Origin of the sequence: Salinisphaera sp. SWV1 (genome assembly GCF_052044155.1) — a bacterium.
In the GTDB taxonomy this organism is placed as follows: domain Bacteria; phylum Pseudomonadota; class Gammaproteobacteria; order Nevskiales; family Salinisphaeraceae; genus Salinisphaera.
Window position 1 is genome coordinate 58692 of the sequence record NZ_JBQDYE010000010.1, and the last position, 13073, is coordinate 71764.

Below are 13073 nucleotides of genomic sequence, written 5' to 3' on the forward strand. Positions count from 1 at the left end.
ACCGGCCGCGATCGCGTTTCCAAGCATCGCGCCGGGATCGCAGAATCCGACGCGACACGGCACCCGCGGCCGGGTCAGCCCTGGTCCTTTTTCGACGGCAATGGGCGCATCGCCTGTGACCAGGGCGGGCGGTGCCATTCCGGATGCTGTTTCCATTCCACCTTCAACGCACGAAACCAGCGTCTGACCGCCGCAACCGACGGCAGCAACGGCGTGTGGCACAGCTCGAAATGTATGCCGCTGATCGGGTCGTCGAAGAAAACCGCATAGTAGCCGGGCGTGTATGCCGAATACTCGGCGGGCGGATCGGTCACCTCGACGCGGTTGCGCAACAGGAAACCCTCGTGGAAGGCGTCCACTTCGCGCCGGTTTCTCGCCCAGAGGGCGACGTGATGAATCCCCGGCGCGTGATGCCTTGAACTCAACGGGGCGCCGCCCGAGGCCGGCTGGATTCCGATATAGCTGTGGAAGAACGGGAAACGGGCCATGTAATACGTGGACCGATAACCGATATCCAGCGTCCAGAAGCTGCGATAGCCGAGCCAGCCGAACATTCGGTCGAAGAACGCAATCGATTCCTCATAGCGAAGAACCGAGAACTCGACGTGATGTACACCCTTCCATCTCATGACGGGCCCCCATCGGATCGAACCACGCCGGCCCACACGCTGGTGAGGCGCATCCTGAGGCACCTACACCATGCGGCCCTGCCGACAATCCCGATCTGATGCGCGGGGCGCGCGGAACCGGCAAGGCCCATCATGCCGAGCCTTACCGGCCCCGACGCCGAACCGATCGATCAGATAAAACGCTTCTGTTCGGTCTTTGCGGCCTTGGCGGCGCGTTTCTCCTTCAGGGTCCGCGTCGGTTTCTTCTTGTCCAGTTTCTTTCGATCCATTCCCTTGCTCATGACACACGCTCCTGCCTGTTCATTCTGGTAATGGCAAATGCCTTGTCGTCGATGCTGCCCGGGCGCGCCCGGCGCCTCCAAGGCCCGCCGGGCCGTCTTCTCGAACGCGGCCCGTGGCCGTCGGATGCGCAACTCGAAATCGTGGGCGCCCCGCCTGCAGCTCGTGTTGAGTGTATGCCAATTCGCGAGCGGACGAACGAAATAGTTGCGGCCTGCAGTCGCCACCGTCACACGACACCCCGAGGCCCGCCCAAACAACAAAACGCGGCAAGCCAGGGCCTGCATTCGATGCACATCGTATGGCGCGGTTATTTCATCTTTTTTAACGACGACCCCGACCCGGCGACTGCCGCATCGGCCCAACGATTTCACGGCCTGCCGCATCCGAAACAGTCGCTTGTGTCTATCTAAGCCGTGAGCGGCTGTTTGGCCGCCCTATGCTCAGGAGAGCGATTGATGAACACAATACCCAGAAGAATCGGCACGGCGGTTGTTTCCACTCTGCTCGGTTGCAGCCTGTTCGCCTTCGGCGCGGGCGTTGCAACCGCCAGTGGCATGCAAGACCAGCCGCCCATGGTGGGCGGCGCGCCGATGTATGCATCGAAGACCATCGTACAAAACGCGTCACAGGCGGCGAATCTGACCACCCTGGTTGCCGCGGTCAAGGCCGCCGGCCTGGCCGGTACGCTTTCGGGACCGGGCCCGTTTACCGTATTCGCGCCCACCAATTCGGCCTTCGACGCCTTGCCGGACGGCACCGTTGCGACCCTGCTCAAACCTGCCAACAAGGCCCGGCTGCAAAAAATACTCACCTACCACGTGATCAGCGGTGACTATGATTCGACGTCGCTGATGCACATGATCGCCGCCAACGGCGACCAGGCGATGCTGGAAATGAAAACCGTGGAAGGCGAGCCGCTCACCTTCAGCATGCAAAACGGCAACCTCATGGTGACCGATGCCCACGGCAACACGGCGACCGTCACCCAGGCCGATGTGACCCAGTCGAACGGCGTGGTCCACGTCATCAACAAGGTGCTGATGCCGTAGCGCCCATTCCCATAGAGCGACGCAAACCACAGGTCACGGGGCTGAGAGCCGACGTGGCCTGTGCCGTTTTCGCCGCCGGGGCGGCCACCGTCCAACACCGGCACCACGGATTTGACGACCGAATGCATCCTCAACCTTTACATTCACCACTGATTGCTTTGTGCGCACAGCCGGCGTAATTTCGAACCACGCTCGACCGGGAGACGTTGCATGCGTCGCGACTCAGCCGCCAGCGAGATCGATCCCCTGGCCGCTGCTTATGTGTTGCCGGACGGCCCGAAGGCCCCTTTCCTGCTGCGAATGCTGCGGGCTCGGCTCGATCGAAGCCAGTCGATGTCGCTCGATCAGCGCCGCGCCCAGTACGGGCCGGATTTCACGCTCAAGCTGCCGTTGTTCGGCCAATGTCTAGTCATCAGCGAACCGGGCGAAGTGCGCCAGATACTCAAGGCCGATCCAGCCGATCTCGGCAACATGGAACCTAATCTCGGTCGCGTCATGGGCTCGGGGTCGCTATTCGCCCGCGCCGGCGAATCGCATCGGGCGCAGCGCAAACTGCTCACCCCGGCCTTCCACGGCAGTCGTCTGGCCGAATATCGCGTCTTGATGGCCGCCGAAGCGCGCGCCGGCATGGCCGCCTGGCCGGCCGGCCAACCCGTGGCCAGCCTGCCGGCCATGAACGCGATCACGCTCAACATCATCCTGCGCACGGTCTTCGGGGCCGAAGGCGAGGACCTGAACACCTTGCGGGGCCTGCTGCCGCGCATGGTCAAGCTCGGTTCGGTCCTGGCGGCCACACCGATGCCCCGATGGGACCTGTTCGGCCTCGCCCCCTGGGGCCGGTTCAACCGCATGCGGGCCGAATACGATGCGATCATCGGCCGGCTGATCGCCCGCGCCCGGGCGGACGCGACCCGCGAGCGGCGCAGCGACATCCTGGCCATGCTCATGGGCGCGACCTACGACGACGGCACGCCCATGAGCGACGGCGAGATCGCCGACGAACTCATTACCCTGCTCACCGCTGGCCACGAGACCACCGCCACAACGCTCGCCTGGGCTGTCGAACGACTGCGTCGTCATCCCGCGTTCATGGCGAAACTGGTCACGGCCGTCGACGACGGCGACGACGCGCTTCTGAACGCCTTCATCAACGAAGTGCAGCGCACGCGTCCGGTGATCGCGATGACCTTCCGCAAGGTGCTCGCCGACGGCTACGCCATCGGTCGCTGGCGCGTGCCGCGCGGCATGCACATCATGATCGGCATTTCACTGGTCCAGACCGACCCGCGCCTGTTCGACGCGCCGCACCGCTTCCGCCCCGAGCGCTTTATCGACCAACGCCCCGATCCCTACGAACTGATCCCGTTCGGCGGTGGCGCGCGCCGGTGCATCGGCGCCGCATTCGCACACATGGAACTGCAGATCGTGCTTCGCACCCTGTTGACCGAGCACACCATCACACCCACCGACCAGCGCAGCGAAGCCTGGAAATCGCGCGGCGTCGCCTTCGCGCCGGCCGACGGCGGGCAGATCGTACGCTATCCGCGCCGCCCCGCGTGAGCCGGCCGAAGCCCCACAAGCCCGGCGTGCCCACGCCCCGGCGCGCCGACTCGAACACCACCGCGCCACGCACGCCGTGCGATCATGTCGCATGAAAGACTTCACCGAACTCGCCCTGCGCCAGGAGCTGATCGACAGCGCCTCGGCCCGCGGCTTTGCCCGCCCGACCCCGATCCAGGCCCAGACATTGCCCGCCATCCTCGATGGCGCCGACGTGCTGGGCCAGGCCGATACCGGAAGCGGCAAGACCGCCGCCTTCGGATTCGGACTGCTCAACAAGCTGGTTGTCGACCTGGCCCGAACCCAGGCGCTCGTGCTGTGCCCGACGCGCGAACTGGCGGACCAGGTCGGCCAGGCATTGCGTCAATTCGCGGCCGCCATCCCGAACGTCAAACTGATGACGCTATGCGGCGGCGCCCCCATGCGCGCCCAGGTCAATTCGCTCGGCCAGCCGCCGCATATCATCGTCGGCACGCCCGGCCGCGTGCTGGCGCACCTGCGGCGCGAGAGCCTGGACACGAGTGCCTTGCAGACCCTGGTGCTCGATGAAGCCGATCGCATGCTCGACATGGGCTTCATCGCGGATATCGAGGCCATCGTCGGCTACCTGCCCGGCCAACGGCAGACCCTGCTCTTCTCGGCGACCTGGCCCGAGGCCATACGCGACATCTCGAGCCGGCTGCAGCGCAACCCGAAGCAGATCACCGCGACCCGCGGCGAGAGCCCGCCGCTACGCATCGCCCAGGTCTTCCATCTTGTCGATGATGCCGACAAGCTGATCGCCCTGGAACGGGTTCTGGCCGATTCAAAGCGGCGCCAGAAGACATTCTCCCAGGCCCTGGTGTTCTGCAACCGGCGCGCCGATGTCGATCGCGTCTGTGCGCATCTGAACAAGCGCGGGGTGTCCGCGCTGGCGTTGCACGGCGACCGCGAACAGCGCGAGCGCGACGAAGTGCTGCTGCGTTTCGCCAACCAGAGTTGTGCCGTGCTGGTCGCCACCGATGTGGCCGCACGCGGCCTGGATATCGCGTCGCTGCCATTGGTGGTGAGTGTCAACCTGGCCCGCGATATCGATACCCACACGCATCGTATCGGCCGCACCGGCCGGGCCGGCGAATCGGGGCGGGCGGTGTCGTTCTGCACGCCGCGCGAACGCGAGCGCGCCGAGCGTATTGCCGTCGCCGCCGGTATTCGGCTGAACTGGTCGCGCTGGCCCGACAACGACGGCTCGGCCCGTGCCGAGCCGCCGATGGCCACATTGGTCATCCAGGGCGGCCGGCGCGACAAACTGCGCCCGGGCGATATTCTCGGCGCGCTCACCGGCGAAGGCGGGTTGAACGGCGACGAAGTCGGCAAGATCGAGATCACGCCCATGCGCGCCTACGTCGCCGTCGCGCGATCCCGGGCCAAGCCCGCGCGTGACCGGCTGCGGCAATCCGGGATCAAGGGCCGCCGCTTTCGCGTGGGCGTGCTGGGCGATTGATCGGCGCGATCACGAACTTGGCAGCTGTCCTGCGGATCGGACCTGCGGCAGTCATTCTGCTGCGGGAGACCGTGCCTTATCCGTATGCAGCGGAGACCACTGGATTCGCGACTTCCCCTTTATGGCTTGTGATGAATGCGTTGACGTATTGAGAACGCCGCGGCGTCCGGCGCCCCTCAGACTGCAACATACAGCGCCCTGGCCGATAGGGCGCTCCGCGCCATCAGCGCCATGACTTGATTTCGGTCAAGTGCCCGGTGTCATCGACGGGCCAATATCGTTGCCATGCCGTCATCCGGCGTCCGGTTCGGCCGGATGCCAACCGCATGCCGTATTCGATAGTCGCGTGATCAAGAGGACCGAGTCATGAAATTTCAGAAGGCCATGCAAACAACCCCCTGGCTCAGCGGATTGGTACTGGCCGCCGTGCTGTCTTCGACCGCCCTGGCCCAGAACGGGATGATGGGGCGCAACGGCGGCGCGCCGCAGGCTTCGAGCGAGACGCAAACGCCGGCACAGGCGCCGCCGTATGGTTATGGCCCGGGCATGATGTACGGCTATGGTCCGGGTGCGAGGTCTGGCTACGGGCCGATGATGATGTGGAACGGTGCCGGGCCGGCCGGGATGCGCGGCCCCGGCATGATGCCGGGCTACGGCTACGGCATGATGTACGGCGACGGCTACGGCCCTGGCATGATGTATGACTACGGCGGGATGCCGGAGTCGACACTGAATCTCAGTGCCCAGCAGCGTCAGTCACTGGGCAAGCTCTGGCGCACCGAGGCGAGCCAGCAGGGCCAGCTCCGGGGGCAGCTTTTCCAATACATGGAACAGATGCGCAACCTCATGGCAGAGTCGAACCCCGATCCGAAAGCGGTCGGTCAGGTCTACGACCATATCGCCACCACGCGGCGCCAGTTGCTGGTCAACAGCCTTCAGATGCGCACGAAATTTCAAAATATACTCACCCCGGAACAGCGCAAACGCTGGCGCCAGGATCGGCCCTGGTGTGCCGGTGGCTGGCAACACAATGGCGACGACTGACGGCGCATTAGCGCAAGGGCAAGGCCCGGCTACCACACGATGGCCCGGGGCGTCGGCGGCCGGACCAACCGGCCGGCCGCGGGCCGACCGCAATTGATCGGCCGCTCACGTGAATGCCGGGGTCGCCGGCCATCGCTTGCGGCGAGCGCGCCCGGGGAACCCCGGCCGTCATGGCCCGGCTATGGCGGCCAGTCCCGGGCGCAGCATGCGGCTTCTGGACTCATGCACAAAGTTCAGTCCGGGGCTTGACGACGCGATAGCTCGCGCACCTGAAGCCAGCGGTGCCTTGATCTTTCTTCCTGTTTGCACTCGTTCGCGTGCATTGGCGGACCCATTACCCTGGCTGTTCAGCCCGCTGCGTGTGGTACGCAATCAAGTGCGCTTTTACCTGGATGTCATTGGCGCGGCAGCAAGGCTCAGTCGCGAATCAGCTCATCCGGTGTGCGCGCGAGCAGTTGTGCGATCAGTGGGTTCTGGAAATACCGTTTCACACTGATGGCATAGAAGTTTTCGTGCACGTTGGGCAGCTGCCCGTATTCCACCAACGTGCCGTCGGCGATCTCGTCGCGCACGACCACGGGCGGCATGATCGATACGGCCGCCGAGTCGCGTGCCATCAGGCGCAGCATGGCCATGTCGTCCACTTCAGCAAGAATATGCGGGCGCAGACCCCAGTGTTCGCAGTACATATCCACTGCGGTGCGTATCTCGCTATGCTCGCCGGGCAGCAGTATCCGGGCGTCGGCCAGGTCATCGGGCAAACGAAACGGGGTGTCGCGCGGACGCCCGAGTACACTCACCGCCTGCCGGGCGATACGCCGACTGCGCCAGGGCGTTTCCGCGGTGCTGGGAAGCGTCGTGTTGGATAACACCAGGTCCAGCCGGTGCGTGCTGAGCTGCCCGAGCAGATCATCGAGTCGGCCGGACTGCAGGACCAGCGAGATATCGTTTCGGCCCATCAGCGGCGCAATGAAACCCTCCTGGAAGTTTCGCGATAACGTCGCCATGGCCCCGATACGCACGACCTGCCGTGCGGCGCCACGCCCCTCGCGCAGGGTGGCCAGCAGTTCCTCGCCCCGGTTGAAGATCGGTTCGGCGTAATCCAGCGCCACCCGGCCCGACTCGGTGAGTTCCAGCCGCCGGCCGACACGCTTGAACAGAGGCTGCCCCAGCGACGCTTCAAGCTTCTTGATCTGGGTGGACAGCGCCGACTGCGACAGATGCAGGCGGGCCGCCGTCTCCGTGAGGTTGCCCTGCTTGGCCACACGCCAGAAATAATACAGGTGATGGTAATTCAACTGCGGCATTGTTCTATAATACAGAATGAAACATATATAAATAAGTATTTTTATTGAACATAAAGTCGCTCTAGTCTAATCGGGTTTCCGACCGGACCGGCCGATATGTACGCCATCGACACCACCGCGACCGCTTTTTTCGCCCTCAGTGTGCCCGCGACCTATCTCTGGGCCGCCATCGCATCAGGAGATCGGCGCGGCCCGGTTTTCGCCCGCTGGCCAGCCACGCTGGTCTATGCGCGCTGCGCGATCGGTTTCACCATGGCGCTCGCATTGCTATACCTCGTCACGGCAAAGTCGCCGACGTTGATCGCACGCCTGCCCTGGCCGCACCCCGCCAGCTTCGCGCCGAGCGTGCGCGTCGACCCGGTCACGCTGGCCATGCTGGCGCTGATCAGCTTCATCGGTCTGGTCATTCTCACCTTCTCCCGCCGATATCTGGCTGGCGACCCCACGGCGGACGATCCGGCGCAGCATGTTTACCGGCGCTGGTTCTGCGCCACGCTGGCGAGCATCTCGACCCTGGTGGTCGCCAATCAGTTGCTCCTGCTCGGCGCGGCCTGGGTCGCCACCAGTCTTTGCCTGCATCAGCTTCTGACTTATTACCATCAGCGTCCCCAGGCGCTGCTGGCCGCCCACAAGAAGTTTCTCATCAGCCGGGTCGCGGATGCGTTCATTCTTGTGGGGCTGATTCTGGTGGGCATGCACTACGGCAGCTTCCAGATGGACCGGGTGTTCGCCCGGGTCGAGCCGGCCGCTTTCACACCGGCATTGACCCTCGCCACCGCCCTGATCGCCTGTGCGGCGATCCTCAAGTGCGCCCAGCTGCCCTTCCACGGCTGGTTGATTCAGGTGATGGAAGCACCCACGCCGGTATCGGCGCTGTTGCATGCCGGTATCGTCAACATGGGCGGATTTCTGATGATCCGTCTCGCGCCGCTGATGGCGCATGCGGGCCTGGCCCAGGCACTGCTGGTGATTGCGGGCACCAGTACTGCCGTGATTGCCGCCCTGATCATGACGACCCGTGTGAGCGTGAAGGTCATGCTGGCCTGGTCCACCTGCGCCCAGATGGGTTTCATGCTCATGGAATGCGGACTCGGGCTGTATAACCTGGCCTTGCTGCATCTGCTGGCGCATTCGTTCTACAAGGCGTATTCCTTTCTCACGGCCGGCGAGATCGTGGCGACATCGACCCGCCGCTGGTGCACGCCACCCAGCGCCGAGCCATCCGCCACGCGCTGGCTCGTCATCGCGGGCACCGCGGGCGTCGTGATCTTGGGGCTGTTTGCAATCCCGAGCCTCGGGCGCGGCCATCCGGCCGTCTTTGCGGTGCTCGTGCTGGCGGTCGCCTCGCTGATCGGCGAAGGCGCCAACTCGCGCGAAATGGGGTGGCGCACGGGCGCCGGTGCGCTGGCCGTGACCGGTCTTTATCTGCTGTGGTCTTTCTTGTCCACATTCTGGGCGCCGCCGACGACGACCGCGCCTTCCATGGCCAGCGAAGTCGGCATCACCCTGGCGTTCGGCGCGTTGTTCATCGTGCGCGCGATGCTGACCACAGCCGGCGGCGCGCGCCGCCTTGCCTGGCTGCAGCCCCATGTGTACGGCGGTTTCTATCTGGATCAGTTATTCACACGGCTGACGCTCGTGATCTGGCCGCCCCGGCTGCCCGCGCGCGCACCGCTTGCCACGACGCCCCCATCCCCGACCCGGAGCACGGCGCATGAGTAACGTTTCAACCCCGAAGCCCGCCGCAATACGCCGCCCGCCGGCCGCGCCTTCAGCCGAGGCTTTCGACGAGGCCATCGCCGGTGCCTGCGCCCGGATCGCCCCGACCTGGCCGCTCGATCAATCGGTCGCCGTCAACCCCTGGTGGGGATTGCGCGGGCTGCCGATCCAGCAGGCCGCGGCCCGGGTCGCGGCACGCGGTGGCGCCCGGGCTCTGCCGGGGCGCGCCTACTTGCGCGATCAATGGATGACCGGCCGCATCGCTCGTGCCGATTTGGAAGCCGCTTGTCGCGAAGCCGATTCGGCGCTCACGGCGGAAACGCTGGTCGCTCATCTCGAGCAGCCCGCCTGTACCACCCGCGTCGCGCTGGTGGCCGATCAACTGGACCAGGCCCGGGATCTCGCCCACCGCACCGCCTGGACCGAGGAAATCGTGCATCAGATCAGTCAATTGTGCGCGTCGGCATTCGATCGCGGTCAGGGTGACTGGCCGGGCAGGCCAACCGGCGGGCTCTATGCTGCCTGGCATTACAACGTCATGCACGACCGTGGCATTGCGATTCTGATGGGCGAGCCCGGTCTTCAAAAACGCTTTAAAGACCTGCCGGACAGCCCGGACGCCCTGATCCATGCCGCGCTCGCCGCCATGTCGGTCCCGCTCGATCACGCCGAAACCTATCTGCACGCACTGCTGCTGAGCGTGAACGGCTGGGCGTCCTGGTGTGCCTATCTGTGCTGGCAGGCCGACCTGGCCGGGCGCGAAGACACGACACTGCGGGATCTGCTCGCGATGCGCCTGGCCTGGGACTGGGTGCTGTATCAATGGGTCGCCGACGACGACTCGCGCGGCGCCTGGCGGCACGCGCTGACCCAGGCGGAACGGATCGAAGCCGAACACGTCAGCGACCAGCAACTCGACTGGATCTGGCTCCGTGCCCTCGAACTGGGCTATCAAAGGCCGCTCATCGGCGACCTGACCGGCGGGCCGACCCCGACCTCAGCACCGTCAACACCGGTGGTGCAGGCGGCGTTTTGTATCGATGTGCGATCGGAAGTCTTTCGCCGCGCCCTGGAAGCCGTCAGCCCCGAGGTCGACACACTCGGCTTTGCCGGTTTTTTCGGCGTCCCGATCGCCTACCAGGCCCCCGGATCGGCGGTGCCGCAAGCGCAACTCCCCGGGCTGCTCGCCCCCAGCCTGACGGTGACGCTGGAAAGCGGGAACGGCCACGACGACACCTGCCGGCGCGACGCAGACGCAAGCACGCGGCTGCGCGCCAGCGAGACCAGCCGCCGCTTTCGCTGGGGCAGCACGTCGACGTTTTCGTATGTCGAGTCCACCGGCCTGCTCTACGCCTTGAAATTGCTCAAGGACGGGCTATTGCACAAGTCGCCCGGCCATGCAGCAGACGCAGCGCACACCGCGGGCGCGGACCCGCGCAAGCCCCGGCTGACCGACCACGGCACCGCCTTGTCCGTCGCGCGCAAAATCGAACTGGCCGCCGGGATTCTGCGCGGCCTGTCGTTGACGCAAGGCTTCGCCCCGATCGTGATGCTGGTCGGGCACGCCAGCCAGACCCGCAACAACCCACAGCAATCCGCCCTCGACTGCGGGGCGTGCGGCGGTCATTCGGGCGAGATCAACGCACGCGTCGTCGCCGGACTCCTGAACGAGCCGGACGTGCGGCGGGGCCTGCGCGACCAAGACATCGACGTGCTGGCGACAACACGCTTCGTCGCCGCCCTGCACAACACGACCACGGATGAGGTCACCCTGTTCGATCTCGAGGACCTGAGCCGGGAGCAGGCCACCCACGTGGCTCGGCTGCGGACCTGGCTCGATGACGCCCGCACCCGCGCGAACGCCGAGCGGGCGCCCTGGCTGGAGTCCGGCCCGTCGGCCCCGGGCGCCCAGCGCGAGCGCCTGGGCCGGGGCGCCCATGATTGGTCGCAGGTCCGCCCGGAATGGGGGCTGGCCCGCAACGCCAGCCTGATCGTGGCGCCGCGCCAGCGCACACGGGGGCTGAATCTCGCCGGTCGCGCCTTTTTGCACGAATACGACGCCGCGCAGGACGCGAACCACGAGATTCTCGAGTCGATCATGACGGCGCCGATGATCGTCGCGCACTGGATCAATCTCCAGTACTACGCCTCGACCGTGGACAACCGCGTTTACGGCAGCGGCAACAAGGCACTACACAACGTCGCCGGCGGTCACATCGGTTTATTCGAAGGCAACGGGGGCGACCTGCGTATCGGCCTGTCACTGCAGTCGCTGTGGGATGGCACGCGTTGGGTACACGAGCCGCTGCGGCTCAGTGTGTTCATCCAGGCCCCCGCCGACGCCATTGCCGACATCATCGCCAAACACGAAAGCATTCGACAGCTGGTCCACCACGAGTGGCTGTTCGTCTATCAAATCGGCCCGGGCAGCGAAGCCGTGCAGCGCTATCGAGCCGACGGCTGGACACCCATCGATGGCGACACCCAGCGAGCCCGGGCCAGCTGAGCCCGGTCGCCCGGCCGGCTCGCGCGTCAAGGACGAGACATTTTTTGCATCAACCGCGGCGACCTGCCAGGCAGGCGGTGCCGCGCCCCGGCCGTCGCGCCCTCACTGCAACCACGCGACGCCCAACCCGGCGACCAGGGACAACAGCATGGGGCCGGCCACGAGCAGTGCGAGACTTTTCCGGCCGATCGCTGCCGTGATACCGGCCTTGACCAGATTGTTGGTCGCGGCTGCAATCACGATACCCACCACGGCGGTTTGAATGGTGATCGATTGCTGCGACATGCGTGTCAACGACAGCGTGATCGCATCCACATCGGCGATCCCCGACGTCGCGGCCAGGGCATATACGCCGGCATTGCCCAGCCACGCCTGGGCGAACTCGCCCAGTGCCAGTATTCCGGTGAGCAACAGTCCGAACAGCAAGGCTGACTTGAGATCCAGCGGGTTCTGATTGAGCCTGGGGCGGCTGATATCCAGACGCGCCGCGTTTCGCTTCCATATGACCACCGCCGGGAGGTAAAGCATCGCCGTCATCACGGCGACGGGCCATGCCAGTCGCGACAACAACGTGTGGTTGATCAGGGCACAATAAATCAGGATGCGAATGAACATCGTGCCGCAGGCGATCAGGATGCCGGTCGCGAACTGCGGGCTCAGTTCCGGGGCGCGTTTGGACTGGCGGGCAAAATGCAGCGTGAGCGCGGTGGAAGAACTCAGCCCCGCAAACAGACTGGTGAACAGGATGCCTTTTCTCACCCCGGCCACGCGGATCGCGAAATAGCCGACAAAGGAGATGGCGGCGATCAGGACCACCATCCACCAGATCTGGTACGGGTTCAGCACGCCGCCCGGCCCCATGCCGATGTCCGGCAGCAGCGGCAGCATCACCACCGAAATCAACAAAAGCTTCAGGGCAGCATCCAGCTCGTAGGATTTGAGGCGCTCCACGAGCCCGTGTATTTCCCGCTTGTTATCCAGAATGATGGCCGTGACGACTGCGCCCCCGGCAGCTATGGCGGGGTTGACCGCCACTGCGACCGCGCCGTAACAGAAGGTCAGCAATATCCCGACGATACTGGTGATGCTGAAGTTCTGAACATGGGCCAGCCGCTCACTGAATGCCACCAGGGCAATCGCCACGACACTGACGAGCAGTACGGGAAAGGCCCAAGGCGAGACCTTCGCGGTCAACAAGGCTGCAACACCGCCCAGCAGACCGATCAGGGCAAAGGTACGAATGCCCGCAATGCGTTCACCGGACTTCTGTTTACGGGCGTCCCAGCCTCGCTCCAGCCCGATGATCGCCCCCAGCAACAGCGCGACCGCCAGTTTCAGCGTGGTCTGGTTCGTCGCCAGAAATTGGGTCGTGACGTTCATGGCTCAAACCCTGGTCCCGCGTCGAAAAACCGGACAGAGAGGCAGCGCCGATCCGGACAAACCCGCCGTCATCGCACCGGGCGATCGGCGGCTCGGGAAGCCGGTGCCGCCGGC

General features: G+C 65.2%; 10 protein-coding genes. 6 read left to right on the forward strand and 4 right to left on the reverse strand.

The window, feature by feature from the left end; translation table 11 throughout:
- Positions 1 to 74: 74 nt before the first annotated feature.
- Complete coding sequence (locus ACS8YF_RS06960) at positions 75 to 629, reverse strand: VOC family protein (protein ID WP_440849496.1); 555 nt, start codon at positions 627 to 629, stop codon at positions 75 to 77.
- Positions 630 to 799: 170 nt separating this feature from the next.
- A complete protein-coding gene (locus ACS8YF_RS06965) occupies positions 800 to 1042 on the reverse strand; it encodes a hypothetical protein (protein ID WP_370453173.1) in 243 nt (80 codons plus the stop codon).
- Positions 1043 to 1366: 324 nt separating this feature from the next.
- Here ACS8YF_RS06965 and ACS8YF_RS06970 point away from each other — a divergent pair, with 324 nt between their 5' ends.
- The 4 genes from ACS8YF_RS06970 to ACS8YF_RS06985 all read left to right on the forward strand — a co-directional run bounded on the left by ACS8YF_RS06970 (position 1367) and on the right by ACS8YF_RS06985 (position 6047).
- Complete coding sequence (locus ACS8YF_RS06970; protein WP_440849497.1) at positions 1367 to 1960, forward strand: fasciclin domain-containing protein; 594 nt, start codon at positions 1367 to 1369, stop codon at positions 1958 to 1960.
- A 210-nt stretch (positions 1961 to 2170) separates the two neighbouring features.
- Positions 2171 to 3520 carry a cytochrome P450 gene (locus tag ACS8YF_RS06975; RefSeq protein WP_440849498.1) on the forward strand — a complete coding sequence of 450 codons (1350 nt, stop codon included), beginning with the start codon at positions 2171 to 2173 and terminating at the stop codon, positions 3518 to 3520.
- 91 nt (positions 3521 to 3611) lie between these two features.
- Complete coding sequence (dbpA, locus tag ACS8YF_RS06980; protein WP_440849499.1) at positions 3612 to 5003, forward strand: ATP-dependent RNA helicase DbpA; 1392 nt, start codon at positions 3612 to 3614, stop codon at positions 5001 to 5003.
- A 366-nt stretch (positions 5004 to 5369) separates the two neighbouring features.
- Positions 5370 to 6047, forward strand: a complete 678-nt coding sequence (locus tag ACS8YF_RS06985; RefSeq protein WP_440849500.1) for a Spy/CpxP family protein refolding chaperone — start codon at positions 5370 to 5372, stop codon at positions 6045 to 6047.
- Positions 6048 to 6463: 416 nt separating this feature from the next.
- On the opposite strand, the gene ACS8YF_RS06990 is transcribed toward ACS8YF_RS06985, so the two are convergent.
- A complete protein-coding gene (locus ACS8YF_RS06990; protein ID WP_440849501.1) occupies positions 6464 to 7354 on the reverse strand; it encodes a LysR family transcriptional regulator in 891 nt (296 codons plus the stop codon).
- A 96-nt stretch (positions 7355 to 7450) separates the two neighbouring features.
- On the opposite strand from ACS8YF_RS06990, the gene ACS8YF_RS06995 reads away from it, so the two are divergent.
- A complete protein-coding gene (locus ACS8YF_RS06995) occupies positions 7451 to 9076 on the forward strand; it encodes an NADH-quinone oxidoreductase subunit L (RefSeq protein ID WP_440849502.1) in 1626 nt (541 codons plus the stop codon).
- Positions 9069 to 11579 carry a YbcC family protein gene (locus tag ACS8YF_RS07000; protein ID WP_440849503.1) on the forward strand — a complete coding sequence of 837 codons (2511 nt, stop codon included), beginning with the start codon at positions 9069 to 9071 and terminating at the stop codon, positions 11577 to 11579. Before ACS8YF_RS06995 ends, ACS8YF_RS07000 begins: the two co-directional genes overlap by 8 nt.
- A 102-nt stretch (positions 11580 to 11681) precedes the next feature.
- Here the strand turns inward: ACS8YF_RS07000 and ACS8YF_RS07005 are convergent, their stop codons facing one another.
- Entirely contained in the window at positions 11682 to 12959 is a 1278-nt protein-coding gene (locus tag ACS8YF_RS07005) for an MgtC/SapB family protein (RefSeq protein WP_440849504.1), read from the reverse strand.
- Between the last annotated feature and the right edge of the window lie 114 nt (positions 12960 to 13073).